The sequence below is a fragment of the Pusillibacter faecalis genome (genome assembly GCF_018408705.1).
Taxonomy (GTDB): Bacteria; Bacillota; Clostridia; order Oscillospirales; family Oscillospiraceae; genus Oscillibacter; species Oscillibacter faecalis.
This window is the reverse complement of sequence record NZ_AP023420.1, coordinates 2,540,237-2,563,714: the sequence shown is the minus strand read 5'-3', so window position 1 is coordinate 2,563,714 and position 23,478 is coordinate 2,540,237. Positions and strand designations below refer to the sequence as shown.

Sequence of the window (23,478 nt, the reverse complement as noted above, 5' to 3'; positions counted from 1 at the left end):
GAGTCCTTGCATGAACAAGATCGACAAGCTCGATAAGGAGCTGGAAAAGGCCCGGGAGAAGGCCGCCGAGTGGCAGGCCAAAATCCGGGAACTGGAAAAGCAGAAACAGGAGGAAGAAAACAGCCAGATCGTACAGGCGGTGCGCTCTCTCAAACTGACCCCCGCCGAGCTGATGGCCTTTCTGAACGACCCCCAAAACAGCCTTGCCGCTTCGGGCCACAATGGTCCGAAGCCAGAGGCACCCGAAAAGGAGGACACGGCCCATGAAGAAAACTAAATTTCGCAGGCTGGCGGTGATGACTGCCTGCCTTTTGTGTTGCCTGATCTTTACGGTCCCGGCTTACGCCCAGAGCAATGAGCCGCAGCCCGAGGCCACCCCCGCCCCGGTGGAAACCGAAGCGGAGCCGGAAACCCAGAACCCCTTCACCTCGGATGGAACGGGAACGGTGGTGGACAACGCCACCGACGAGGACGGCAAAGAGTTCTACACCATTACCACCGCAGACGAGAGTATTTTCTATCTGGTGATCGACAAGCAGAAAACCAGCGAAAACGTCTATTTCCTCAACGCTGTAACCGTGGATGACCTTCTGCCTCTTGCCGAACAGGGCGAGGAACCAGCCGAGGAAGTGCCCCCCGAACCGGAGCCGGAGTCCACCGAACCCGTGGAGGAAGTGACCGAGCCGGAACCCGAACCCGAGGCCGAGGCCGAAAAAACAGACAGCCTATTTCTTTCGCTGCTCCTGATCGGGGCGGTGGTGCTGATTGGCGGCGGTGTCGGTTATTACTTCAAGATTTACAAGCCGAAGCACGAAGCGCCGGACCTGGAGGATGACTACTGCGAATATGAGGACGAAGGGCCGGAGGAAATCACAGAGAAACCCGAGGACGAGGATACCCCTCCGTGGGACGAGGACACGGAAGAACAGGAGGCCCGCCAGTGAATTTTACCAACAGTCCCTTTGAACGAATGATGAAGGAAGTGCCGTGGCCGGGCCGGGGCAGCGACGACCCTTGTACCGGATGCCGCTACTACAAGGAGTGCAAAGGCAGGAAAAAACAGTGCCGGAAGAAATTCCGGGCGCTGATTGTGGAGCCCCGCCCTTCGGGCCATCGTGGCCCGAAGTCTTAAATGGACGCCCGGGAGCTGACCCGTGACGAGAAGAAGAAAATCCGCACTCTGGTCACGGGGATGTGCGCCAACTATGACCGGGAAAGCGGCCTGTGCCTTCCTCTTGACTGTGCCTGCTATATGCTGCACAAGTGCTGGACAGGGGCGTACTGCCGTTACTTCCGTGAGGCTGTCCTGCCCCTTAACCTGGAGCTTCATGCGGCGCTGACCGCAGAAGGTAGCTCCCCGCAGCTTCGAGCCTGTGCGGTCTGCGGGCGGGCATTTTTACCCGAAGGCCGTCAAGCCTACTGTTCCGACGCCTGCAAGGCCGAAGGGAACCGCCGGAAAAGCCGGGAACGCATGAGGAAAATGCGGGAGAAAAGGCCGGACGGCGGTTACGATTTACCGCCCCGAAAGGCTTGATATTCCGGGCTTTTTTGAGGGCGTTTCCGGGGCGGGAATACTGCAACCCATCCCGCCCCGGTTTACTCCCTCATTTCGTAACATACCACACTTCGGGCCATGTTGGCCCGAGGTACAGAAAGGAGGTATCTCTTGGAGATTGTACAAGGCTATGCCGTTTTGAAAACAACCACTTTTGATAGCGGACACGGCTTTGCGCTGGGGCATAATCCGGGAGCGCCGGACCCCTTTGTGACCTGGCAGTTTACCGAAGGCGAAAAGGGCCAGCGGGATTACTACTGGGGCCGCTATGGAAACAGTCTGGAATGGGCGCAGCGAGACTTTGATCGCCGGGTGGACGATTATCAGTACCTTTATCATGCGGCAGTCAAAAATACGGAGCTGGGCCCGGAGGGTGTTTACCGCTACTATTCCACCCAGCGCCCTGTGGACATAGGCACCTACCCGAAGTCCCCGGATAACCCTCCGCTTTCCATCGTCAACTACGATGACGACAGGCGGCGTCCTGTGGCAAATGGCAGGCTGATGGCATGGGGCGAACTGACCTATGCAAAGCCGCTGACCGAAAAACAGATGGAGGACTATGAGATGAAACCCGCACCGGGCAATCCTGACCGGGCGCGCCCATCCATTACCGCCCGGCTCAAAGACGGAACCAGAGGGCAGGAACCCCCGAAGGAACCCGGCCAGAAGCGGAGCCATAAAAACCATGAGGAACGATAAGGAGGATTGCCATGCACGAAAAAGACAACTATTTGAAAACCGCCGAGCTCTCCACGGAGCAGAACTGCAACATGATCGACGGCGTACCCAACAACACGCCCATCCCGCCTATGCCCCCGGAGCTGGACGCAAAGCCGCTGGACAAGGTAAAGGAGCCCAAAGAGCGCAGAAAGGGCCGGGAGCTGGAACGCTGATGGAGAACCGCAAGCGGAATGTCCATCTGCACGTCATGGTGACGCCGGACGAGCTGGCGGCCATCCATGAGCGGATGGCCGAAGCGGGCATTTCCAATGCTGGGGCTTATGTGCGAAAGATGGCTCTGAACGGGTATATCCTGCACGTTGACCTTGCGCCCATAAAAGAATTGATCTCTCTGCAAAGGCGCTGTTCCAACAATCTCAATCAGGTCGCCGTACACGCTCATACCTACGGCGTGTACCCGGAGGAAATCGACGGATTGAAGCGGGACTATGAAAAGCTGTGGGGCGAGGTGTCAAAGGTGCTGCGGGAGCTTTCCGATCTGGTGGCGAAGTAAGACGAGGGCGGCAGGCTTCCATTTGGGGGCTTGCCGTCCTGCTCTTTTTTTGCCGCTTCGGGCCATGCTGACCCGAAGATTGACGGAGAAATAGCTTGGGTGTAAACTTAAAAAGAATTACAATAATTATCGTCCTGAAACAATGGACGAAGAAACTTTCAACTTGTTCCAACAATTAACGAAAAGGATGATGGAACATACCAATCAATAATCTATACAATGTTAGAGGTTACTAAATGAAAAAAATTGGACTTGTCGGAGGGATTGGCCCTGCTTCAACAGTAGAGTACTATTTGGGACTTATACAAAAAAGTTTGCATGAACAAAATAACAGCATATATCCAGAAATTGTGATTGATAGTGTAAATATGCTTAAACATGATGTGGCGCTCGAAAATAGTGACTATTCAGTTTTAGGAGAATATTTACTTTCCAGTCTCTCTAATTTGAAAGCGGCTGGTGCAGAGATTGCCGCTATTACCGCAAATACAGAACATATTGTGTGGGATAGAATATGCAATAATTTCCCGCTACCTGTAATTAGCATTGTCGAGGAAACCATTAAGGAACTTAAGCGGCTTCGCTTCAAAAAAGCACTTATCTTTGGTACAGAATTGACTTTGCGTAGCGGTCTTTATGAAAAAGCATTAACAGCAAACGGGCTGAAAGCGGTTATCCCATCTAACGCAGAAATATCTCTATTAGGGAAACTGATATACCCCAATTTAGAGAATGGTATAGTAATTCCAAGCGATAAAGAGAAAATGATTGCACTGGCAAATAAGTATATTGCAAAAGAAAATGTAGATGCACTTATTCTCGGCTGTACTGAGTTGCCACTTGCTATAAAATCTGAAGATGTTAATGTTCCAATTGTGAATACCACCCAAGTACATATCAACGCAATTTACCAATATGCGATTCAATAAAAATAGCAAAGCTAGCCGAGTCAATCAACAGTCAAGATAAATGGCACGTTGAACTGCACCCAAGAAGTTGGACAAAGAAGCCAACGAAAGGGGTGCAGTTCAACTCGTTCGTTTTATCCTTGATATTTGTCTGCTGTCCTGCTATTTTTCAGGGAGTGTGTCCACCAGTCGGAGTTTGGAACGATGGACACGGAATTTCATATACATCCTGTCTGTTGATGGAACCAGACCTTCGTTTTCGGCTTTATATTACACAGTCACAGAGTCTTCGCTTAGTGGTCTGCGTGTAGTTCCTTGTAATCTGACCTAAGGCACCATCAATCAATATGATTCAATTCAAATAATCGCTGATTAAATAATTCTTTCTAAAAGGGGTTGTGTCTGCATGACACAGCTTTTTTACAGGACAGGATTCACTATTTATTCGCAACATTTATGTCCTCGGGTAGGTATGGTAAAATGAAGGTAGAAAAGATAAAGGAGGTTTTGAAAATGAAGATTCTGCTGAAAATGTTGGTCCTGCCCGTTGCTTTGAGCCTGTCCGTCCTGACTGCTCTTTTCATGTTTCTCTTTGATATTTGCGCCTTCCTGCTGACAATAGCCTCCGTGATCCTGGCGGTGCTGGGGATCGCCCTCTTTTTCGTGCCTTCCCCTTTGGGTGGAGCTGTGTTCCTGTTCCTTGCCTTCCTCCTTTCTCCCTACGGGCTGCAAGCGGCGGCGTCCTCGATCCTGTGGGCACTGGACGGAGGCAAGTCCGCTTTTTATCGGTTCCTATTAAGTTAAGCAGCCTCGGGCCATGTTGGCCCGAAGCCGGGGCGGTCTGAACGGTCCGCCCTTTTCTCTTGGAAGGGAGGGATGATCTCTGGCTACCACAACCTTGTTGCAGCGCCATGCGGGCGAAGGCGAAACGATTGCCGAGGCCATCCGGGATTGTCTGGACTATGGCAAGGACCCGGAGAAAACAGAAAGTGGAAAGTATATCTCCGCTTATGAGTGCGACCCTGCCACCGTGGCGGACGAGTTTCTTTTGGCGAAAGCCAGCTATGCCGCCATGACAGGCCGGGAACAGAAAAAGGCCAATGATGTGCTGTGCTATCAGATACGACAGTCCTTCTATCCGGGGGAGATCACACCGAAGGAGGCGAACCGTATCGGCTATGAGCTGGCTATGCGCTGGACGAAGGGGCGGCACGCTTTTATCGTTACCACGCACACAGACCGCCAGCACATCCATTGTCACATCTATTACAACTCCACCACCCTTGATTGCACCCGGAAATTCCGAAACTTCTGGGGCTCCAGCTTTGCCCTCCGGCGGCTCTCCGACCGGCTGTGCCTTGAAAACGGGCTGTCCATCGTGGAGAACCCGAAGCCCCGGAGCAAGGGCAAGTATCGGAACTATGGGGAGTGGCAGAAAGAACGAAAAGGCCCGCTTTCGTATCAGGACCGGCTGCGCTTTGCCATTGATACCGCGCTGGCCGAGCGCACCGCCGATCTGGACGAATTTCTTTCCCTGATGAAGCGGGCCGGATATGAAGTCAAGAAGGTTCGGGGCGGCGGTATCAGCTTCCGGCTGACCGGGCAGGGGCAGGAACGCTTTACCCGTCTGCGGGCCTCTACGCTGGGGGACGGCTACGATCTGAAAGATATACTGGCCGCCATTGAGGGCAAAGAAAAACGCCCCGGACGCCCGGAGCGGAAAATCAGTCTGGCGGTGGATATTCAAGCAAAGCTGGCCGCCGGTAAGGGGCCGGGCTATGAGCGATGGGCGAAGGTGTTTAACATCAAGCAGATGGCTGCCGCCCTCGCCTATATACAGGACAACGGCCTGACCGATTATGAGCAGTTGGCGCAGAAAGCCACCGAGGCAACCGACCATTTCCACGAGCTTTCCGAACAGATTAAGCGGACGGAACAGGCCATGAAAACCAATGCCGGGCTAAAGGCCGCAACGGTTCAGTATGCCAAAACACGCCCGGTCTTTGAGCAGTACAAGGCAGCGAAGTACAGCAGGAAATTTCTTGCGGAGCATGAGGCCGATATTGAACTGTACCGGGCGGCACAGGCGGAAATGCGCCGCCTGCTGGGCGGGGCGAAGCTCCCGAAAATAGATGCGCTGAAGGAGGAAGGCCGTAAGCTCACGGCAAAGAAAAAGCGCCTTTATGGAGAGTATCAGAAAGCGCGCCGGGATATGCAGGAAATCGTCACCATCAAGGCAAATATTGATACTCTGCTGGGCTACACCGAGCCGGGCAGAAAGCAGGAAAAGGAGCGTTGAGGTTATGAAAACAAGGAGCAAAGCGACGCAAATACTTCGGGCCATGTTGGCCCGAAGATACGGGTTTGGGGCGAGCCCCAACAAGCAGCGTCCGGGCCTTTGTGGCCACGGAGGCATTGCTTGCCACTTAGCGGCAACCCTCAAAATGGCATGAAAAAACGGAGGCTCTTACTCCTGAACCTCCGTTTCTCTGGCTTTCTTGAGCCCTTCGGCTGTGGCCTCCATAACAACAAGCTCTTTCTCATTCATCGAGCTCAAAAGCACATCAATATGCTTTCTGCAACTGTTCTCTCCACGCTGACCTTCTGTATAGAAAAACTGATCTACGGAAATGTCGAACAGAGTGACGAGTTTGAAAAACAGGTTGAAGCTGGGGTGCTGGCCTTTGTTCTCAATGTTCATAATGGTGCGGTCAGTCTTGCCGACCAGTTCCGCCACATAGGCTTGTGTCCAGCCCTTTTCCTCTCTGGCTTGTTTCAAAGCGAGCCCGAGCCCGTGAAAGTCAAACCTTCTTTCGTCTTGGTTCATTCTCATATCACCCTATATCATTGTACATTTCGGGTCTGATTATGAGAATGTAATGAAATTTGATTTCATGGGCTATTTTATTTCCTGTATGGAGTTATAGTAATGATTTGATTATGGTAATTCCATTTTCTAATTCAACCCTGCTTGATGGCGAAGATATGGACAATCTAATGGCCTTTGGTGGTACAGTTTTTCCTATTGCAAAACGATCTGCGCAAAAAATTTGTACCCCTCTTTTTCTTGCCTCTATTTCAAAATCGTGGCTATTCCACTTGTCGGGCAAAAATAGCCATCGAAAATTACAAGTGGATTCGCCTAAAATATCGTATCCTTGAAGAATTGAATTGACTATTGTATTCCGTTCCATTAGCTCTTGCTTTTTCTCGGTAATCAATTCCTCCAATAACACAGAACTAAATATACGATTTACAATTTCCAGATTAAACGGAGACACCATAAGATTCATGTTGTACAGTGCATTTTCAAGCGACTGACGATATTGATTTGGCACTATAATATAAGCAACTCGTAAACCCGCACACAAAAACTTTGAGGTGCTGAAAATGTAAATAGTATTATTGGGTGCGTATGAAAAAATAGGCGGAATGTTTTGCCCAACAAACATACGGTTAATTGCGTCCTCAATGATTACAAGATTGTTTTTTACAGCAATGTTTGCAATAAATTTTCGCTCATCGGATTTCATCGTATAGGTTGTGGGATTATGATGATCGGGAATAAAATATAAGCCTTTTAAGTTTTCTGTTTCGCAAAACTGTTCGATGGTGTCCAGATCTATATGTCCTTGCTTCTCTGGTAATGGTACTAATTGAACTCCAATCATTTTTGCAATAGCTTTTAAGCCGGAAAAACTTAGAGCGTTAACTCCGATACGATCTCCGGGATGAAATAATCCTAGAATGGTTGCGCATATCGCATTTTGTCCTCCGGTTGCAAACAAAATGTTTTCCGATGTGGTATCTATGCCTATTTTTTTTGCCCATACCGAGAAATTTTTTCTTTGAATATAAGTGCCTGTTGGAGATCGGTACTCCAAAAAGCCTTGGATGTCTGGTTGCGACAAAAGACTTTTTATAAATTCTATTACTTTTTGATTTCCATTATAAGGTGGAAGTACAGTTCCCAACTGAACAAAATTTAATTCTTCATTCGCATAAAGCAAAGTGTCACTTGTGTTTACATCAGAAGATACAAAAGTTCCTTGCCCGACCTTTGCGCATATTAACCCTCGCTCTTCGCACAATTTGTATGCTCGCGTAACAGTACTTAAATGCAGATCCAAATAATCGGCAAGTTCCCGCTGCGGTGGAAGTTTATCACCCGGTTTTAATAAACCATTACGAATGTCTTTCACAAGTTGCTCTGCAAGTTGTGTGTAAATGGCACTCTTACGATCAGAGATAACAGGTTTCCAACTCATTGGATAATTTTCAAAAGAATTTACTGGCATAACGGGGTCTCCCTTATAAACATTGTCATCCGTACAATTATAGCATTGTCTTGACAGTAGGGCAATGATATAATGTCATCAGAGGTGGTTTATGATGAAAACAATAGGTTTGATTGGTGGTATGAGCTGGGAAAGCACCGTGACATACTATCAAGTGATTAACGAGACGATTAAACAGCAACTTGGCGGCTTACATTCTGCCAAATGTATTTTATATAGTGTCGATTTTGATGAAATTGAAAAATATCAATCAAGTGGAGAATGGAATAAAAGCGCGTATGTTCTTACTGAGGCTGCAAGAGCATTGGAACGTGCAGGCGCAGATTTCATCGTGATTTGCACGAATACCATGCACAAAGTTGCACCCGAAATCAGCAAAAAGATAAGCATACCTATCTTACATATTGCCGATATGACAGCCATTGAATTAAAAAAATCCAATATAAAAAAAGTGGGGCTGTTGGGCACAAAATACACGATGCAGCAAGAGTTTTACAAAGACGTTTTGAAATCTAACGGCATAGATGTTATGATTCCTAATTGTTCCGACATAGAGACTGTCAATCATATTATCTATGATGAATTATGCGTGGGGGTCGTATCAAAGCAGTCGAAGGATAAATATTTGAGAATCATTTCCGAACTATCAAAAAACGGTGCGGAAGGTATTATTTTAGGGTGTACAGAAATCGGGCTTCTTGTAAAGCAGAGTGACACCGATGTTCCCCTTTTCGATACTACGCTAATCCATGCGAAAAGAGCAGCACTACAAGCTCTTGAATAATAAAAGTTCCAATAGGAAATGGTTATTATGCCCGATTTGCTTTAGTAAAACCAGACTCCAAATCCAATATGATACAATCATAAAGAATTTCCCGCTCTTTTGTCCGAAATGCAAACGCGAGACAATAATTCATGTTCATAATTTGCAGGTAACAATCGCTAAAGAGCCAGACGCATAAGACGCTGAGCCGATAGCTGTTTGAGACATTTGATCTCTTACAGTTGTCGGCTTTTTTATATGTTTGCATACTGCCGGACGACGGCAAAAGAAAAAAAGCCGTCGTACAGCAGCCCTTTTGACACGCCTATATGACCAGCGGCGGCTTTGAATAATCAAGGCCGCTATTCTTTTTGTCCAAAACCAAAGGTATCGGCGGCATTAGGAGGATGCCGCCATGCCAGTTTTACTTTTTCGTAGTCCGCATACCCTGCACCAGCTAAAAAAAGCATAGCCCCGCCTCCGGGTTATTCCGGCTATGTACGCGAAATTTGTTGGAACCTTAACTGTTATGTCGTTTCATGCGCCCGAGTGGCCTTGTGCCGCCCGGGCGCTTTTGCGTTCTTATGGGGCAGCTTCGGGCCATGTTGGCCCGAGGTCATTCCCCGGTGCCGCTCCCCGCCGCCTTCGTTTCGGTCACTCGTCAACCACCAACCGAAACGGAGGTCAATATGGCTATTATCAATCTGCGGGACTACTACCCGTTTTATACATCGGATTGCTTCATGGAAGTATCGGACGAAGTTGCTGAAATGTTCAAAGAATTTGACCGCAAGGAGGCTGCCTACCGGCTGCGTACATATCGCCATAAAGCCTACTATTCCCTTGATCGGGATGATGGGCTGGAGCATGAGGCTGTCTTTGTCGCACTTTCGCCCCATGAGCTGTACGAACGGAAAGTTACCATGCAGGAGCTTCACGCTGCTATTGCCAGCTTGCCAGACAAACAGGCAAAACGGATTTACGCCCACTTCATTCTTGGCATGACGAAACAGGATATTGCCCGAGCAGAAGGGGTGCATGAGAAAGTTGTCCGTGTGGCAATCGAGCGCGGTCTGCGGCACTTGGAAAAGATTTTGAAAAAATCTTTGTGAGGTGTACCGATTTAGGCCAAAAAATGAAATGGCTTATGAGAGGCAAAACACTTCGGGTCAAGGTGGCCCGAGGTTCGGACAAGCCCTCATGCAAATCGAAAACTGAATAAAAAGGCACCCGGATACGAAGGGAAATGCGCTGTGTGACAGGCCCGCCATGACCTCTGTTTTGGAGATTACAGTCTCTATAAAAACAGGGCGAGCGATCAGGCTCATGCCATAGGTGGGGCAAGGCTGGCTCCACCGGAACAGGTACATAACCCGGATACTTGCGTTTAGTCACAGTCCGAGCGTTGAAGCGGCCTTGCAAGCCGTGAGCCGTCGCAGGCAATGAGAACGCCTTGCCATCAGAATGGGGAGAGTTGAAATACTATGGGGCAGAAAGCCTATGCCCGTCCGATGTGCCTGTGATGTAGTAAAAACCTGTGGGGAGCCCTCCGGCAATGCTGTCTGATGATAGGCCAACCAATCCGGCGGGGCTCCCCATCTTTTTTCTCAAAGGAGTTTCTTATGGAAAATGCGTTTGGGATGTTTCCCGGTTTTGAGCCGGATGAATGGAGTAATGACGCTTGCCGCGGCTATGTTATCATGGCAATGGAGGACTGCGGCTTTTCAAAGAAGGATATTCGTCGTGTTGTGGGACAGCTTTATGAAGTCTTTGATCTCAACAGTGTGGAGGACGCCAAACAGAAGTTCCACTCCAGTCCGTACTGACCTCGGGCCACATCGGCCCGAAGTGGAGAAAGCTCAAAGGGCGGCACCTGCGGGTGCCGTCTTTTGACATTTCCCCACAGGACAAGGGGGAAATGGGAGTTTACTGTTTTTCGTTCCGTTGAGGAGGTAACGCTATGCCACGAAATGCCACCACGCTCAAGGTGGACGGGTATGAGATTTCCGCCACCTTTGCCGAAACCAGAAACACGGCCATTTCCGGCCATCTGAAACAAATCCTGCTGTCCTCTTATATCGCGGGAGGACATAAATTCCAAGCCGGAGGCATCCTTGCTGCCCCTCCTGTACAGCGGTATAATAAAGATGGTGATAGACACCATGTACCTTGAAAACTGCATAGATTGCGTATTGATCCGCATCTTCATGTTGCCCTTTTGACAATATGAAAGGACGGGTCAACTATGAAAAATCGAGTTTGTACATTATACCGTGTTTCTACCGACAAGCAGGTGGACCACAACGATAAAAACCAGGCCGACATTCCCATGCAGCGGAAAGCTTGCCATGCCTTTTGCGAAAAGATGGGCTGGGTGATTGTCCATGAGGAACAAGAGGAAGGCGTTTCCGGCCACAAGGTAAGAGCTGAAAACCGGGACAAGCTGCAAATCATCAAGGAACTGGCAAAGCAGAAGAAGTTTGATATTTTGCTGGTGTTTATGTTTGACCGTATCGGGCGTATCGCTGACGAAACGCCCTTTGTAGTAGAATGGTTTGTAAAGAACGGAATCGAGGTATGGAGTACCCAAGAGGGGGAGCAGCGCTTCGACAGCCACACGGACAAGCTCACAAACTATATCCGCTTTTGGCAGGCTGACGGCGAAAGCGAAAAGACTTCTATCCGTACCAAAACCGCATTGGGCCAGCTCGTTGAGAGTGGTGGCTTCAAAGGCGGCCTTGCTCCATACGGTTATGACCTTGTGAAAAGCGGGCGCTTCAACAAGCGCAAGCATGAACTTTATGATCTGGTCGTCAATGAAACCGAGGCCGCCGTGGTGCGTATCATCTTTGACAAGTATGTACATGAGGGTTTCGGCGCTCAACGGATTGCCACCTACTTGAACAAACAGGGCTACCGGGCCAGAACGGGCAAGATGTGGCACCACGCCAGCATCCGAGGTATTGTCTGCAATCTGACCTATACGGGCGTTCTGCGGTGCGGAGAAAGCCGTTCCCAAGAGCTGCCCCATCTGCAAATCATTTCGCCGGAGCTGTTTGAAGCCGCCCAACATATCCGCACTTCGCGGGCCAACAGCGCCGAGCAGGAACGCCATATCCCGCTGAATACCCGGGGTAACTCGCTTTTGGCCGGAAACGTGTATTGCGGGCATTGCGGGTCGAGGCTGACCCTCACCACCAACGGAAAGGCTTATCCCTGCAAGGATGACCCTAATCGGGTGGTGAAGCGTGTGCGGTATATCTGCTATGGCAAAACCCGCAAACAAACCGACTGTGACGGGCAGACGGGTTACACCGCCCATATTCTTGACGGTATCATTGATAAGCTGGTGCGCCAAATCTTTGAGCGCATGAAAGCAATTCCCAAAAGCGAGATTGTCAGTGCCCGTTACCAAGAGAAGATGGAGCAGCGGAAAAGCCTGCTCCATAGTGTTCGCTCCGAGTATGTCAAAGCTGCCGCAGACCTTGAAACGCTGAAAGGTGAAGTCATCAAGACCATCCGTGGAGAGAGTAGCTTTTCTAAAGAGCTGCTAAACTCTCTAATTGCCGAAGCCGAAACGAAATGCAGAGAGCTCCAAGAGAATTTGGAGGCAGCGCAAGCGGCCTATGACGAAGGACAAGCGGTGATGGCCTCGCTGAACACGCAATATAACGACATCATCTCATGGGCAGAAATGTATGACACAGCCAGCATAGAGGCAAAGAAAATGATCGTGAGCTGTTTGATAAAGCGGGTAGAGGTATACCGTGACTACAAGCTGCACATTGATTTCAACATTGACTTTACACAGTTCTGTGAAGGGCTGGACATTGTGACAATTGCCGCATAAAACAAAAAGCCCGCTCCCAAAAGGGAACAGGCATGAAAAAACCTGCTTCGTATGAAGCAGGTCATCTAAGAATACTCAGCACACCAAAGTTTGGTGGAGATAAGCGGGATCGAACCGCTGACCTCTTGAATGCCATTCAAGCGCTCTCCCGGTTAGTGCGGTTACATACCCCCCTAAACCGGGTCAAATAAGTGCTTCAATACGCGGGACACCCTACCCAAAGAATGATTGGCCATTTATCCGCAGATATATTCTTTGACTTCGGTTGCAATGTCCCCCCAAATATCCTCGGGTAATTCTTTGAAATTAAAGTATTGTCCGCCATAGATAGATTGGTAGTTGTAGTTTTCGGGTAGCACTCTCCCGCTCGTTGTCCTCTTGTCATCCCATGCAACTGCGTGCGAATGGAACTCATGGATTAAAGACAAAAGAGTATCAACATCTTCAATCTCCCGATCTACAACATAGTCTTTTGTTGCACGCTTTGCAATCTCTATATCTGCAAACTGGAAACAACCTTGCACATCACAAGTCCCCGGAATTCTCTGTTTGATTGCATTAAGCGCTATGTCAGAATACTTCTGGCACAGCTCATAAAACTGTGTGCTTTCAAGGTTTTCAACGCCTGGCCATAGCAGGTCAATCTGTTCCTTTTTATTTTGTAATCCAAGATAAAAATAATCCTTGGAGTCGTTAATTACGCTCATAGATACACCTCCCATTTAATTTTGCGCTATTATTATATCATACGCTATTGCAAAAAGCGACAGAAAATTACGTTTTGAGAATTGCACTGTCCGAGAAGACTGTGGGGGCGTTTTCCAATATCCCAAACAGAAAGGAGGTTTCCCACTGCTGGCCAGTCTGCTGACTGGTCTTTTTTATGCCATGTCGAAGAAAGTTAATTGTGGCAGGCGATATAGAGAACATCAACCACAAGATCAAGGAGCCAAAGCGGCTTGAGACAAAATGTCCCAAAGGATTATTTGTTAACCGATATGTAAGATACAAAGGGGGTTACCTTGGTAGTATATCTTTATGCGCTAAAACAAATTCCCGCCTTATCGCTTCCAGCATTTTGGGAGAAGGATAAATTGTTTTGTCCGGAAAATCCATTGTTGCATACTCTTTGGCGTAGTATTTTGGCATTCGATTATACCAGTCCAACATAAGGTGGAGTTTTTGCTTCTGTTCTTCTGTTTCTGGAGTGGCGGCATTCATAATGTGCATTACATTTCTATTAATGACTTGCAAAAGTGCTATTCCATGTTTCTTGGCGTATTCATACGCTCCACTTTGAAAGCCACAGGTGGAGATCATAATTCCTTTATGTGCACCAAGGCTTTTTACTTTATCGGCTAACACAGCAACTTTCTCACGAGAAACGGGAGAAGAGTATCTCTTGCACTCTGCTATGACTTTGAACTCAACGCCCATGGCAATAAACCTTGCATAGACATCTATTTGGTATGTACCATCATCAGCAGGAATAGATACATTATGCTGGATCGAGAAGTCTGATAAATGCTCAGCTTCTGCATAGCCCTTCAATATTTCCAAGCAAAGTTCTTCAAATTCCGTTGGGGATATACTCGCAACGAATTCTCGATAAGGATTGATTGCCCCCATTATTACTCCTCCATGGATGCTCTTTTATCTTTTTCTCTATCAAAATTTACTGCAAGGCAAAGGTATATTATCAACTCCCTTGCCAACTTTAAGAGACGGAATGTATTATTTTCAATTTTTCCCTCGGTAGTATATTTTGTAAAAGATGTATTATGCGATTGCGTTCCAGTGCGTAGACAATTATGCTCTATGTCGTTTCTCATCTGGAAGATTCGTTCTGCGTGAGGGGTAGTAACATTAATTTCTTTTCTTTCGTAGAAATCTTTTTGGAGCCAATACATTGCTTTAACCAGAGGGTTATCCGAATGAGTATTCATGATAGGCTTGGGAATTGTGAAATACACTTGTCCATTTCCATCAATCAGCTGTTCTTTCCATATATTTTTGAAACTTACTTTTGTATCTGTAAGCCCCACTTCAAAATACTGGTTGATGAAAAATCCAATCCTATCAAATAGAGAGTATGCTGCCTTAAAGGCAGTTCGTAACATACTTTCTCTTAAAGAATGATCTGAAGAATCCCCCGTATCAACTAAATCCAATTCCCGATCCGAATAATGCTCGTTTGCTTCTTCCGTTGATGTCTTATACCATAAGAGTCTGGCCCAATTATATTCTTGCTTGATTTGGTTAAACAGGCCAATGAATTCTTTTTCTCTGTCACTATATGGCGCTTCAAAGGGAAGATTGATGCTATCAACTGCAAAGCAGTGATCAGATAATATTTCCAAACACGGGTCTAAGAAAAGCCGGAATAAAAGCAAATAGTTTCGATAATCGGCTTCATCTTGGTTGTCTACTTCAAATAGTGGAAGTTCTAGTGGTTTGTTCAAATAGTTCTCAACATATGCAGAATCGAACAAAGAAATATTGGATTTCAAACCTTCCAAATAATCTTGATCTTCTAGGTTTATCTTGCAACGTTCTGTTTGCTTATAATAGTAATAGCAGGCATGATGATAGTAGCTCTGCTCATAACGTTTGATTTGCAACGGTGCACACCTAAACAGCAAAAACGATAGATTGAGACTTGCCATCGCAAAATCATTGCTAATCAGCAAAGCGTCTTGAAAACAGTCTATTGCCACAATATGGCGACCTAATGCTCGATAAGCGTTTCCGAGATTTGTGTATGACCGCATGGCAATATACTGAGCTACTTTTACTTCAGCACTGTCGCTGTCTGCATCATAATAATTGGTTTCATACATATCTAAGGCGCAGCGCAAATGGTATAATTCTTTTTCAAGGTAACGCTCGCTATATACTCCTTCAATCATGCGGAGATCGTGATATGCATTCGCAATGTCATAATGAATCTGCATTTTGGTCGATATATTATGCTCGCCAGACAGCAAGGCTTCCGCTAACTTGATAGTGGGCGGAATTTCCTTAGCATTCTTGTCGAGGTATAAATTGTCAAAGGCCATAGACAAGTCTCTAACGGATTTATCTATGACAGTAGAAAAATTGTTCTCAAATTCAGCTATTTTCTCTTTGTAGTTTGGCATACCAACAGTCCTCTATTTCTTCCGAAAACTAATCATAGAACACATTAATTATAGCATCAAATTCTAGTATTTTCTACAATAATAATACCGTTCAATAGGACAACGGGCGGTAATGTAATATACACCTTTCTGAAAGGAGGTTTCCCGTTGCTGGCCAGTCTGCGGACTGGCTTTTTTCATGCCACAAAAGGAGGTTTGCAAATGGCAGATGATAAGAAAAACATTCCCGAGGCAGCTCCGCCCGCCGAGGCTCCCGCTCCTACGGTGGAAAATGCCGCCGTGCTGGAGCCGCCCGCTCCCGAGCCTGCGCTGACCGACGCAGAGGAGGTCATGCTGGAACATGAGGGGCAGGCGGCGCTCTTTGAAATGGGCGAGGCCGTGCCTGACCCCGCTGACGCTGTTATCCACGCCGAGATGGATGAGCCTGCCGCTCCCGATACCCCCAAGGCTGAAAAGGAACAGGGGCAGCCGCCTACTCCCGGCAAGGACGATCCCGTCCCGGCACATTCCGGCGAGGTGGTAGATTTTGCCGCCGCCCGTGACGAGGCGGCCAAGGAGGAGAAAAAGGCAGCCAAGCAGAGGCCACCCACGGAAAAGGACAAGGCTGCCAAATCCGGCAAGGGGCGTCCGCCCAAGGATGGCAAGGCCGCTCCCGATAAGGCAAAGCCGTCCAAACCTCGGGACAAAAAGTCCCAAAGCAAGCCCGCCCCGGAGAAGCCTGCCGTGGATAAGGGCGGTGCTCCCACTGGTGCGGAGGTCACGCCGGAGCCGTCTGCGTCCCGTGACGCCACCCGTGCTAAAAAAGAGGAGATCGTTTATCTCAACCTGTCTGATCTGCACCCGTTCAAAAATCATCCCTTTGGTGTCCGGGACGATGCGGAGATGCAGGGGCTTGTGGAGTCGGTCAAGGCGGCAGGTGTCAATCAGCCTGCGCTGGTGCGTCCCCGTGAGGATGGCGGCTATGAGATCATCGCAGGCCACCGCCGCCAGCGGGCAAGCGAGCTTGCTGGATTTGCGAATATGCCGTGTATCGTCCGCAGCATGACGGACGATGAAGCCATCCTCGCTATGACGGATGACAACCTCCGCCACCGTGAGCGTATTTTGCCCACGGAAAAGGCGCAGTCGCTCAAAATGCAGGTGGAGGCCATCAAGCACCAAGGCTCTCGACCCGGCGAAGAGGACAAAGACGCCGGAAAACGCTCCACGCAGGTCGTGGGAGATCGCAACGGCATGAACTACAAGCAGGTACAGCGGTATATCCGTCTGACCGAGCTTGTGCCGGACTTGCAGGCAATGGTAGACGAGAAAAAGCTGGCATTTACCCCGGCGGTAGAGATCTCATTCATCCGTCCGAAGCATCAGAAATATATCGCCGTATCCATCGAGGGGCAGCAGTCCTCGCCCTCGCTGTCGCAGGCACAGAAAATGCGGGAGCTGGACAAGGACGGCAAGCTCAACGGTGATGTGATCGACGGTATTCTGTCACAGGAGAAAAAGGAGGTAGACAAGGTGATCATCAATAGTGCGGAACTGGAAAAGTATTTCGGCAAGGACAAGTCCCCGAGGGAAATGAAAGACAAGATCATTTCCCTGCTGGATGACTGGAAGGCCAAGCAGCCGCCCGAGCTGGGCAAGCCCGAAAAGAAAACGGATCTTGAAAAGTGACCTTGGGACTTTTTGTCCCGAGGTCTTTCGTTTATGAATTGGAGGTTTTTACAATGAAACGACCCCTCGCGTATATTACCGCCGCAGGCGTAAGCAGCGACCACGAAAACACGAAACTGGCGGCGCAGTATTGCCGCACGGTGTATGAGGCGGGCTTTTCGCCTATCTGCCCGACGCTCTATCAGCCCCTTTTCCTCAATGACGCCGTTCCAGAGGAACATAAGAGCGGCATCGACATGGGGCGCGACCTGCTCCGCCGTTCTCATGTGCTGGTGGTGTGCGGTCATACTGTCACCGAGGCCATGAAAAATGACATCGCCGTTGCCCAGAGGCTCGGGATCACCGCCACCACCCTTGAGGGCATATTGACCGTCAAGGGACAGGGGCGCAGATAAGATGACAGCGCTCCGGCTGGGGAGCCTGTTCGACGGGATCGGCGTATTCCCGCTGGCGGCGGTGCGCTGCGGCATTGAGCCGATATGGGCAAGCGAGATCGAAAAAGCCCCTATCTCCATCACCAAGCGCCACTTTCCCGATATGGCGCATTTGGGGGATGTGACAAAGCTGGACGGGCGGGAACTCCCGCCCGTCCATATCATCACCTTTGGCTCACCGTGTCAAAATCTCTCGCAGATCGGCAACCGCAAGGGACTTGCGGGAGAAAAATCCAGTCTGTTTTTTCAAGCCATCCGCATTATCCGTGAAATGAGGGAGGCGACAAATGGTCTATTTCCAGCAATCGCTGTTTGGGAAAATGTCATGGGAGCGTTTTCATCAAATAACAGGATGGATTTTAGAGCCGTCCTATCCGCTTTCACAGACACCGATGTTCCAATGCCTGCTTCTGGAAGATGGGCAGGAGCCGGAATGGTGCGAGGGCGAACGCCTGACCTCTGCTGGCGGCTCATGGACGCCCAGCATTGGGCAAGCCCCCGGCTGGCACGACGGCAGCGCATCTTTCTTGTGGCAGACTTTGGAGGACGGCGTTCCCACGAAATACTTTTTAAGCCCCGCACAATGCAGTCACTTCCTGCACTTGGCGGAGGTCGCGGGCTGCCCGCCGCCTGCGGAGATCGAGGCTCTTTTATTGAAGCAGGGCGGCGCATACCAGTCACCCAACCCTTTCAATGCTTTCGTATGCGGGCATCCGCCAAGGAGCGGACGGAAACAGCGTTCCGAAACAGCTTCGGACTGCCAACTGACCCTTTTCCCACTCTGTTAGCGGGCGGCATTTCGCCCTTTGCCTTTTGGTATGAGGACGATCCCGCCGGGGGCTGCGTCCGCTTTCCCACGGAAACGGAATGTGAGCGGCTGATGGGGCTGCCGGAGGGCTGGACAAGGTACGGTGCGGACGGCGAGGAAATCCTATCCTCCCACCGTTACCGGGCGTTGGGAAACGCCATCGCGCTGCCCTGTGCCGAGTACATCATGGCGGGGATTGCGGAGGCGCTGACAAAAGGAGGTGCAAATGACGGTATTTGAAGCCTACATCACCAACCTCGGCAAATACGCCGAGGGGCAGCTTGTGGGCGAAACGCTGAAATTTCCGGCTACCACGGAGGAGGTGCAATCGCTTCTAAAGAACATCGGCGTGGACGGTGTGCGGTATGAGGAATTTTTCATCACCGCCTTTGACGGCGATGTGATGGGCTTATACGATTATCTCACCGAGTATGAAAACTTGGACGAGCTGAACCATCTGGCGCATCTCATTTCCGAGCTGGACAGCGACGAGATCGAAACGCTGGAGGCTGCGCTCAACAAGGGCGACCATACTTCCAGCGTGGCGGACATCATCAACCTCGTTCACAATCTGGACTGCTATTCCCTGCACCCCGGCGTGACCGACGATGAAACGCTGGGGCGCATCTATGTGGAGGACATGGAACTACTGGATGTGCCGGACAATGTGCTGCCCTACTTCGATTTTGAAGCCTATGGGCGGGACATGCGGATCAACGAGGGCGGCCACTTTGCCCCCACGGGCTATCTGACCCGCAGCGGCGATTTCAAGGAGGTGTACCACGGGATCGAGGACATTCCCGCCGAACACCGTATTTTTGCGTACCCCAAGTTGAATATCCGGGAGCAGATGGCGGCCTACAAGGAGGTCATAGACCGTTCCTCTTTAGAGGGCGAGCGCCTGCACCCGAGAAAGGAGCATGATGACCGCTGACCTTGGGACATTTTGTCCCAAGGTCATAATTCTATCAGAGAGGAGGCGATGACGGCTGGTAGACGAGGATATTTCCCGGCGCACGATTGCCGTATCGGTGAAGGCGTCAAAGCTGACCGCCCGGGGGCTTGCCTATGTTGTCCGGGCGGTGGGGCGCAAGATCGCCAAGGCACACCGGGCAAAGCAGACGCCCCACGGCAAGCAAACCGTGAAAAAACTCATGGCGCACGGCACATCCACCAGCAGCCTTGAACTGTCCGGGGATACCAAGCTCTTTGACCGGGTGGCCCGGAAATGGAATGTGGACTATGCTTTTTATCAGACTGAACCGGGGAAATACCTGCTGTTCTTCAAGTCCGGGCAGGCGGACGCTATGACCGCCTGCTTTTCGGAATATTCCCGCAAGGTGCTGGATAAGGCCAAGTCCCGCCAGCCCACGATCCCCGAACAGATGAAGCAGGCGGAACAGCAGCTTGCCAAGGAAAAGCCGCCCAAGGAGCACATCAAGGAGGTGTCGCATGACAGATAAGCTCCGTAAATATGTGCTGCCAAACATTCCCTATGTGTTCATCGGCTGGGTGTTCCTCAAGCTGGGGACGGCCTACCGTCTGGCGGTGGGCAGCGATTTCGCACATAAATTCATCGGGCTGGGTCAGACTGTCGGAGCGGCTTTTGCCAACTTCGCCCCCGGCCTTGCTCCCTTTGACTGGCTGGTGGGCATTGTGGGTGCGGCGACGTTCCGCCTGCTGATCTACTTCAAAAGCAAGGACGCCAAGAAATACCGGCGTGATGAAGAGTACGGTTCAGCCCGTTGGGGATCTGAAAAAGATATACGCCCTTTTGTCGATCCCAAGTTTGAAAACAATATGATCTTGACCGCCACAGAACGGCTCACCATGAACACCCGTCCGAAAAATCCCGCCAACGCCCGCAACCTCAATTTCTGCGGCATCGGCTCGTCCGGCTCCGGCAAGACCCGCTTTTGGCTCACGCCCCAACTCCTGCAAGCACATTCTTCCTATGTGGTGGTAGACCCCAAGGGCGGTGTGCTGGGGCAGGTCGGCTCGTTTTTGCAAAAGCGGGTCTACAAAATTAAGGTGTTCAACAGCATTGATTTTTCAAAATCCATGCACTATAACCCGCTGGCGTATATCAAGACCGAGGCGGACATTCTGAAGTTTGTCAACGCCCTCATTTCCAACACCAAGGGCGAGGGTAAGGAGGGCGATCCGTTCTGGACAAAGGCGGAAACGCTTTTGTACTGCGCTCTGCTGGGCTACATCATTTTTGAGGGAGCCGAGGAGGATCGCAACATGAATACGCTGGTGGACATGATCTCCGGCATGGAGGTCAAGGAGGATGACGAGGACTTTCTCAACGCCGTGGACTATATGTTCAAGGGGCTGGAACAACGCAAGCCGAATTGCTTTGCGGTGAAGCAGTATAAAAAATACAAGCTCAGCAGCGGTGTTGTATGCTCTAAAAGACTTCTTAATCAAGCGGTTGGGAAGTCTCTTAGAACACACAACCTAAAACCGAAGAAAGGAGCGCAAGTTATGAGAAAAAATGAGAAAATCACAGCTCTGTACGAACGACTGAGCCGTGATGACTTTGGCAAAGATGATGACCAACAGCGTGAGAGCAATTCCATATCCAATCAAAAGGCAATGTTGGAGGAGTTCGCCGCACGGCAGGGCTTTACAAACATTGTCCATTTCACGGACGATGGCATTAGTGGTACTTGCTTTGACCGTCCCGGATTTTTAGCAATGATGAAAGAAGTGGAAGCCGGGAATGTGGAGTATTTGTGCATCAAGGACATGAGCCGCATGGGTCGTGACTATCTGAAAGTCGGTCAGATTATGGAAATCCTGCGTCAGCGTGGCGTTCGCCTTATCGCCATCAATGACGGCGTGGACAGTGCCAGAGGGGACGATGATTTTACCCCTTTCCGCAACATTATGAACGAATACTACGCCAGAGACACCAGCCGTAAAATCCGTTCCACTTTCCAGTCCAAAGGCAAGTCCGGCAAGCACCTCACAGGCACGGTCATTTACGGCTATCTTTGGAACGAAGCCAGAGACCAATGGTTGGTTGACCCCGAAGCCGCCGAGGTGGTCAAGCGCATCTTTGCCATGACGATTGACGGCTACGGTCCGTATCAGATCGCCAGCAAGCTGAAAGAAGAAAAAGTCCTCATTCCGTCCGCTTACCTTGCCCGGCACGGCGAGGGCGTGAACAAAAATAAGACCTTCAAAGATGTGTACGGCTGGGGTTCTTCCACCATCTGCAACATTCTTGAAAAGCGTGAATATCTGGGACACACCATCAACTTCAAGACCCGAAAGCACTTCAAGGACAAGAAAAGCCATTATGTCCCGGAGGACGAATGGACAATTTTCGAGAATACCCATGAAGCTATCATTGACCAGCAGACCTTTGACCTTGTGCAGAAAATCCGTGGGAATGTCAGACGCTACCCGGACGGCTGGGGCGAAGCAGCTCCCCTCACAGGCTTGCTTTATTGTGCCGATTGCGGCGGCAAGATGTATGTCCACCGTACCAACAACGGCAAGCGTATTTCTCAATATACCTGTTCCCAATACAGCAAAGTCCCAGTTGGAAAGCTCTGCACGACACAGCACCGTATCAATGAAGATGTGGTACTGTCCCTTGTTTCCGAAATGCTCAAAGCTATTGCCGAGTATGCGAAGCATGACAGAGCCGAGTTTGTCCGAGTGGTGCAGGAAGCGCAGTCCAGCCAGCAGACGGCAGAGGTCAAGAAACAGCGGATACGCCTTGCCACCGCAAAGCAGAGAGTTTCCGAGCTGGAAGTCCTGCTCTGCAAAATCTATGAGGACAACATTTTAGGAAAGCTGTCTGACAGCAGATATGCCACTCTGGACGCTCAATATGAAAAGGAGCAGACCGAGCTTACCGCTGAAATCTCTGTTCTGGAAAAGGCTATCAAGAGCTACGAGAAGCACGAAAAGGACGCTGACCGTTTTATCGCTCTGATTGACAAGTATGAGAACTTCGACAAGCTGACGATTGCCATGCTCAATGAGTTTATTGAGAAAATCCTTGTGCATGAGCGTGACCGCAAGGGCAGTATTCAGACCACACAGGAGGTCGAGATTTACTTCAATTTCGTGGGTCGTTTCGTTCCCCCTGCGTTTGGCGAAGTGGAGCTTACCCCGGAGGAATTAGAGGAAATCCGCAAGCGTGAGGAACGCAAGGACAGGCTCCACCAGAACTACTTGAAGCGGAAAGCCAGCGGAGCACAGAAGCGATACGAGGACAAAATCAAAAAGCGGAAAAAGGCAGAAATCGAAGCCAAGAAAGCCGCCATTCGTGCGGAGGACATTGCAAAGGGCGTGTTCGTCCCTGTCAGCAGTTTACCGCAGAGAGAGCCGATGAAAGGAGTACAAACAGCATGAATATCACTTACACACAGAACGGCGATTATCTTATCCCAAACATCATTATCCGCAAGACCAAGCCCCTCGGACACTACGGCAGACTTCGCAAGGCGTATCTGGAAATGCACCGTCCGATACTGTTCAATGAGCTGGTGCTATCCGACAAGCTCTTTGAGCATTGCGCCGAGATTGACGAAACAGCACGAAACCGCATGGAGCTGATCGTGCGGTCACTGGCAGAGCAAAACGGCGTGACCGAGCAACTGAAAGCCGAAAACCAAATGGAATGGGTGCGGCAGATGAACGCTTGCAAGGCACAGGCAGAGGAGATTGTGAAAGTGGAATTGATTTATGATTGAGCGAGGAAGTCCGGGCAGAAAACTGTTCGGACTTTTCTCATGTAGTCCAAAGTTGCGGTAGAATTGTTCACGAGTTTTATGGTACAATTTATGCGAATA

Annotated in this window: 28 protein-coding genes and 1 tRNA gene; 23 read left to right on the top strand and 6 right to left on the bottom strand. The window is 49.8% G+C overall.

Going from position 1 to position 23,478, the window contains the following annotated elements:
• The first annotated feature begins 10 nt into the window (after positions 1 to 10).
• The 10 genes from KJS55_RS12820 (at position 11) to KJS55_RS12775 (ending at position 5,999) form a co-directional block, all read left to right on the top strand.
• Positions 11 to 277, top strand: coding sequence for a DUF4315 family protein (locus KJS55_RS12820; protein ID WP_213543459.1), 267 nt, complete (start codon positions 11 to 13; stop codon positions 275 to 277).
• Entirely contained in the window at positions 264 to 944 is a 681-nt protein-coding gene (locus KJS55_RS12815; RefSeq protein ID WP_213543458.1) for a DUF4366 domain-containing protein, read from the top strand. The genes KJS55_RS12820 and KJS55_RS12815 overlap by 14 nt, the downstream gene beginning before the upstream one ends.
• The gene (locus KJS55_RS12810) at positions 941 to 1,132 is read left to right on the top strand and encodes a hypothetical protein (protein ID WP_036744833.1); all 192 of its coding nucleotides are present in this window, start codon (positions 941 to 943) and stop codon (positions 1,130 to 1,132) included. The genes KJS55_RS12815 and KJS55_RS12810 overlap by 4 nt, the downstream gene beginning before the upstream one ends.
• Complete coding sequence (locus tag KJS55_RS12805) at positions 1,133 to 1,534, top strand: cysteine-rich VLP protein (protein WP_213543457.1); 402 nt, start codon at positions 1,133 to 1,135, stop codon at positions 1,532 to 1,534.
• A gap of 132 nt (positions 1,535 to 1,666) precedes the next feature.
• On the top strand, positions 1,667 to 2,257 hold the full coding sequence (locus KJS55_RS12800) for a defense against restriction DarA-related protein (protein ID WP_228300537.1): 591 nt from the start codon (positions 1,667 to 1,669) through the stop codon (positions 2,255 to 2,257).
• A gap of 11 nt (positions 2,258 to 2,268) precedes the next feature.
• Positions 2,269 to 2,451, top strand: a complete 183-nt coding sequence (locus KJS55_RS12795) for a DUF4316 domain-containing protein (protein WP_213543455.1) — start codon at positions 2,269 to 2,271, stop codon at positions 2,449 to 2,451.
• The gene (locus KJS55_RS12790) at positions 2,451 to 2,792 is read left to right on the top strand and encodes a plasmid mobilization protein (RefSeq protein WP_213543454.1); all 342 of its coding nucleotides are present in this window, start codon (positions 2,451 to 2,453) and stop codon (positions 2,790 to 2,792) included. The genes KJS55_RS12795 and KJS55_RS12790 overlap by 1 nt, the downstream gene beginning before the upstream one ends.
• Positions 2,793 to 3,028: 236 nt before the next feature.
• Positions 3,029 to 3,721: an aspartate/glutamate racemase family protein gene (locus tag KJS55_RS12785; RefSeq protein WP_213543453.1), complete on the top strand. Its 693-nt coding sequence runs from the start codon at positions 3,029 to 3,031 to the stop codon at positions 3,719 to 3,721.
• Between the two features lie 492 nt (positions 3,722 to 4,213).
• A complete protein-coding gene (locus tag KJS55_RS12780) occupies positions 4,214 to 4,504 on the top strand; it encodes a CD1845 family protein (protein ID WP_213543452.1) in 291 nt (96 codons plus the stop codon).
• 94 nt (positions 4,505 to 4,598) lie between these two features.
• On the top strand, positions 4,599 to 5,999 hold the full coding sequence (locus tag KJS55_RS12775) for a relaxase/mobilization nuclease domain-containing protein (protein ID WP_428846510.1): 1,401 nt from the start codon (positions 4,599 to 4,601) through the stop codon (positions 5,997 to 5,999).
• A gap of 168 nt (positions 6,000 to 6,167) precedes the next feature.
• On the opposite strand, the gene KJS55_RS12770 is transcribed toward KJS55_RS12775, so the two are convergent.
• Complete coding sequence (locus KJS55_RS12770) at positions 6,168 to 6,533, bottom strand: helix-turn-helix domain-containing protein (protein ID WP_180963101.1); 366 nt, start codon at positions 6,531 to 6,533, stop codon at positions 6,168 to 6,170.
• Positions 6,534 to 6,621: 88 nt separating this feature from the next.
• Positions 6,622 to 7,998 carry an aminotransferase-like domain-containing protein gene (locus tag KJS55_RS12765; RefSeq protein ID WP_213543451.1) on the bottom strand — a complete coding sequence of 459 codons (1,377 nt, stop codon included), beginning with the start codon at positions 7,996 to 7,998 and terminating at the stop codon, positions 6,622 to 6,624.
• Between the two features lie 94 nt (positions 7,999 to 8,092).
• On the opposite strand from KJS55_RS12765, the gene KJS55_RS12760 reads away from it, so the two are divergent.
• The 6 genes from KJS55_RS12760 (at position 8,093) to KJS55_RS12735 (ending at position 12,611) form a co-directional block, all read left to right on the top strand.
• A complete protein-coding gene (locus KJS55_RS12760; RefSeq protein ID WP_213543692.1) occupies positions 8,093 to 8,782 on the top strand; it encodes an aspartate/glutamate racemase family protein in 690 nt (229 codons plus the stop codon).
• Positions 8,748 to 8,960: a cysteine-rich KTR domain-containing protein gene (locus KJS55_RS12755; RefSeq protein ID WP_213543450.1), complete on the top strand. Its 213-nt coding sequence runs from the start codon at positions 8,748 to 8,750 to the stop codon at positions 8,958 to 8,960. The genes KJS55_RS12760 and KJS55_RS12755 overlap by 35 nt, the downstream gene beginning before the upstream one ends.
• Before the next feature lie 490 nt (positions 8,961 to 9,450).
• Positions 9,451 to 9,873: an RNA polymerase sigma factor gene (locus KJS55_RS12750; RefSeq protein ID WP_154465486.1), complete on the top strand. Its 423-nt coding sequence runs from the start codon at positions 9,451 to 9,453 to the stop codon at positions 9,871 to 9,873.
• Positions 9,874 to 10,383: 510 nt separating this feature from the next.
• Complete coding sequence (locus KJS55_RS12745) at positions 10,384 to 10,587, top strand: hypothetical protein (protein ID WP_021419835.1); 204 nt, start codon at positions 10,384 to 10,386, stop codon at positions 10,585 to 10,587.
• Between the two features lie 134 nt (positions 10,588 to 10,721).
• Positions 10,722 to 10,934 (top strand): hypothetical protein, encoded by a 213-nt coding sequence (locus KJS55_RS12740; RefSeq protein WP_213543449.1) that lies wholly within the window; start codon positions 10,722 to 10,724, stop codon positions 10,932 to 10,934.
• A gap of 72 nt (positions 10,935 to 11,006) precedes the next feature.
• Entirely contained in the window at positions 11,007 to 12,611 is a 1,605-nt protein-coding gene (locus KJS55_RS12735) for a recombinase family protein (protein WP_213543448.1), read from the top strand.
• A gap of 91 nt (positions 12,612 to 12,702) precedes the next feature.
• On the opposite strand, the gene KJS55_RS12730 is transcribed toward KJS55_RS12735, so the two are convergent.
• From KJS55_RS12730 to KJS55_RS12715, 4 genes are all read right to left on the bottom strand, one after another.
• A tRNA-OTHER gene (locus KJS55_RS12730) sits at positions 12,703 to 12,784 on the bottom strand.
• Positions 12,785 to 12,847: 63 nt separating this feature from the next.
• Positions 12,848 to 13,318, bottom strand: coding sequence for a hypothetical protein (locus KJS55_RS12725; RefSeq protein ID WP_213543447.1), 471 nt, complete (start codon positions 13,316 to 13,318; stop codon positions 12,848 to 12,850).
• Positions 13,319 to 13,628: 310 nt separating this feature from the next.
• Positions 13,629 to 14,240, bottom strand: a complete 612-nt coding sequence (locus KJS55_RS12720) for a restriction endonuclease (protein ID WP_213543446.1) — start codon at positions 14,238 to 14,240, stop codon at positions 13,629 to 13,631.
• A 2-nt stretch (positions 14,241 to 14,242) separates the two neighbouring features.
• A complete protein-coding gene (locus tag KJS55_RS12715) occupies positions 14,243 to 15,751 on the bottom strand; it encodes an LA2681 family HEPN domain-containing protein (RefSeq protein ID WP_213543445.1) in 1,509 nt (502 codons plus the stop codon).
• 201 nt (positions 15,752 to 15,952) lie between these two features.
• Between KJS55_RS12715 and KJS55_RS12710 the strand changes: the two genes are divergently transcribed.
• From KJS55_RS12710 to KJS55_RS12680, 7 genes are all read left to right on the top strand, one after another.
• A complete protein-coding gene (locus tag KJS55_RS12710; RefSeq protein WP_213543444.1) occupies positions 15,953 to 17,419 on the top strand; it encodes a ParB/RepB/Spo0J family partition protein in 1,467 nt (488 codons plus the stop codon).
• 53 nt (positions 17,420 to 17,472) lie between these two features.
• Positions 17,473 to 17,814, top strand: a complete 342-nt coding sequence (locus KJS55_RS12705; protein WP_186879311.1) for a DUF7768 domain-containing protein — start codon at positions 17,473 to 17,475, stop codon at positions 17,812 to 17,814.
• A gap of 1 nt (position 17,815) precedes the next feature.
• Positions 17,816 to 18,901 carry a DNA cytosine methyltransferase gene (locus KJS55_RS12700; RefSeq protein WP_213543443.1) on the top strand — a complete coding sequence of 362 codons (1,086 nt, stop codon included), beginning with the start codon at positions 17,816 to 17,818 and terminating at the stop codon, positions 18,899 to 18,901.
• Complete coding sequence (locus KJS55_RS12695) at positions 18,888 to 19,595, top strand: antirestriction protein ArdA (RefSeq protein WP_213543442.1); 708 nt, start codon at positions 18,888 to 18,890, stop codon at positions 19,593 to 19,595. The genes KJS55_RS12700 and KJS55_RS12695 overlap by 14 nt, the downstream gene beginning before the upstream one ends.
• 97 nt (positions 19,596 to 19,692) lie before the next feature.
• Positions 19,693 to 20,124: a PcfB family protein gene (locus KJS55_RS12690; protein WP_118645461.1), complete on the top strand. Its 432-nt coding sequence runs from the start codon at positions 19,693 to 19,695 to the stop codon at positions 20,122 to 20,124.
• Complete coding sequence (locus tag KJS55_RS12685; RefSeq protein ID WP_213543441.1) at positions 20,114 to 23,038, top strand: DUF4368 domain-containing protein; 2,925 nt, start codon at positions 20,114 to 20,116, stop codon at positions 23,036 to 23,038. Before KJS55_RS12690 ends, KJS55_RS12685 begins: the two co-directional genes overlap by 11 nt.
• The gene (locus KJS55_RS12680) at positions 23,035 to 23,379 is read left to right on the top strand and encodes a TnpV protein (protein ID WP_002593326.1); all 345 of its coding nucleotides are present in this window, start codon (positions 23,035 to 23,037) and stop codon (positions 23,377 to 23,379) included. The genes KJS55_RS12685 and KJS55_RS12680 overlap by 4 nt, the downstream gene beginning before the upstream one ends.
• Positions 23,380 to 23,478: the final 99 nt, after the last annotated feature.

What these genes read in the sequence shown, in the direction of transcription:
- KJS55_RS12820 (WP_213543459.1), top strand. Translation starts at nt 11, where the DNA reads ATGAACAAGATCGACAAGCTCGATAAGGAGCTGGAAAAGGCCCGGGAG.
- KJS55_RS12815 (WP_213543458.1), top strand. Translation starts at nt 264, where the DNA reads ATGAAGAAAACTAAATTTCGCAGGCTGGCGGTGATGACTGCCTGCCTT.
- KJS55_RS12805 (WP_213543457.1), top strand. Translation starts at nt 1,133, where the DNA reads ATGGACGCCCGGGAGCTGACCCGTGACGAGAAGAAGAAAATCCGCACT.
- KJS55_RS12795 (WP_213543455.1), top strand. Translation starts at nt 2,269, where the DNA reads ATGCACGAAAAAGACAACTATTTGAAAACCGCCGAGCTCTCCACGGAG.
- KJS55_RS12790 (WP_213543454.1), top strand. Translation starts at nt 2,451, where the DNA reads ATGGAGAACCGCAAGCGGAATGTCCATCTGCACGTCATGGTGACGCCG.
- KJS55_RS12785 (WP_213543453.1), top strand. Translation starts at nt 3,029, where the DNA reads ATGAAAAAAATTGGACTTGTCGGAGGGATTGGCCCTGCTTCAACAGTA.
- KJS55_RS12780 (WP_213543452.1), top strand. Translation starts at nt 4,214, where the DNA reads ATGAAGATTCTGCTGAAAATGTTGGTCCTGCCCGTTGCTTTGAGCCTG.
- KJS55_RS12770 (WP_180963101.1), bottom strand. Translation starts at nt 6,533, where the DNA reads ATGAGAATGAACCAAGACGAAAGAAGGTTTGACTTTCACGGGCTCGGG.
- KJS55_RS12765 (WP_213543451.1), bottom strand. Translation starts at nt 7,998, where the DNA reads ATGCCAGTAAATTCTTTTGAAAATTATCCAATGAGTTGGAAACCTGTT.
- KJS55_RS12760 (WP_213543692.1), top strand. Translation starts at nt 8,093, where the DNA reads ATGAAAACAATAGGTTTGATTGGTGGTATGAGCTGGGAAAGCACCGTG.
- KJS55_RS12755 (WP_213543450.1), top strand. Translation starts at nt 8,748, where the DNA reads ATGCGAAAAGAGCAGCACTACAAGCTCTTGAATAATAAAAGTTCCAAT.
- KJS55_RS12750 (WP_154465486.1), top strand. Translation starts at nt 9,451, where the DNA reads ATGGCTATTATCAATCTGCGGGACTACTACCCGTTTTATACATCGGAT.
- KJS55_RS12745 (WP_021419835.1), top strand. Translation starts at nt 10,384, where the DNA reads ATGGAAAATGCGTTTGGGATGTTTCCCGGTTTTGAGCCGGATGAATGG.
- KJS55_RS12740 (WP_213543449.1), top strand. Translation starts at nt 10,722, where the DNA reads ATGCCACGAAATGCCACCACGCTCAAGGTGGACGGGTATGAGATTTCC.
- KJS55_RS12735 (WP_213543448.1), top strand. Translation starts at nt 11,007, where the DNA reads ATGAAAAATCGAGTTTGTACATTATACCGTGTTTCTACCGACAAGCAG.
- KJS55_RS12725 (WP_213543447.1), bottom strand. Translation starts at nt 13,318, where the DNA reads ATGAGCGTAATTAACGACTCCAAGGATTATTTTTATCTTGGATTACAA.
- KJS55_RS12720 (WP_213543446.1), bottom strand. Translation starts at nt 14,240, where the DNA reads ATGGGGGCAATCAATCCTTATCGAGAATTCGTTGCGAGTATATCCCCA.
- KJS55_RS12715 (WP_213543445.1), bottom strand. Translation starts at nt 15,751, where the DNA reads ATGCCAAACTACAAAGAGAAAATAGCTGAATTTGAGAACAATTTTTCT.
- KJS55_RS12710 (WP_213543444.1), top strand. Translation starts at nt 15,953, where the DNA reads ATGGCAGATGATAAGAAAAACATTCCCGAGGCAGCTCCGCCCGCCGAG.
- KJS55_RS12705 (WP_186879311.1), top strand. Translation starts at nt 17,473, where the DNA reads ATGAAACGACCCCTCGCGTATATTACCGCCGCAGGCGTAAGCAGCGAC.
- KJS55_RS12700 (WP_213543443.1), top strand. Translation starts at nt 17,816, where the DNA reads ATGACAGCGCTCCGGCTGGGGAGCCTGTTCGACGGGATCGGCGTATTC.
- KJS55_RS12695 (WP_213543442.1), top strand. Translation starts at nt 18,888, where the DNA reads ATGACGGTATTTGAAGCCTACATCACCAACCTCGGCAAATACGCCGAG.
- KJS55_RS12685 (WP_213543441.1), top strand. Translation starts at nt 20,114, where the DNA reads ATGACAGATAAGCTCCGTAAATATGTGCTGCCAAACATTCCCTATGTG.
- KJS55_RS12680 (WP_002593326.1), top strand. Translation starts at nt 23,035, where the DNA reads ATGAATATCACTTACACACAGAACGGCGATTATCTTATCCCAAACATC.